The sequence below is a fragment of the 'Cynodon dactylon' phytoplasma genome, from assembly GCF_009268075.1.
Classification (GTDB): domain Bacteria; phylum Bacillota_I; class Bacilli_A; order Acholeplasmatales; family Acholeplasmataceae; genus Phytoplasma; species Phytoplasma cynodontis.
Map to the genome: position 1 here is coordinate 1 of NZ_VWOH01000015.1, position 259 is coordinate 259.

Below are 259 nucleotides of genomic sequence, written 5' to 3' on the forward strand. Positions count from 1 at the left end.
TATCTTATTTAAAATATTCTAGTGCTACTATTCGTTATGATATGGCTCAATTAGAAAAAAAAGGTTATTTATGCAAAACTCATGCATCTAGCGGTAGAATTCCTTCTTTAAAAGGATATGTTTTTTATTTTAATCATTTAATAACTAGAAATCATGATATTTTTCAGCAAATTTCTTTATTTGAGAATATCTTTAAGAATAAAAATTTTAATAAAGAAACTATCGTGAGAGAAGCATTAACCTTGTTAGGAAATGTTAC

General features: G+C 24.3%; 1 pseudogene. It reads left to right on the forward strand.

Annotated elements, in window-relative coordinates:
* Positions 1–41 precede the first annotated feature (41 nt).
* A pseudogene (locus F1741_RS02230) lies at positions 42–259 on the forward strand (heat-inducible transcriptional repressor HrcA); the annotation flags it as partial.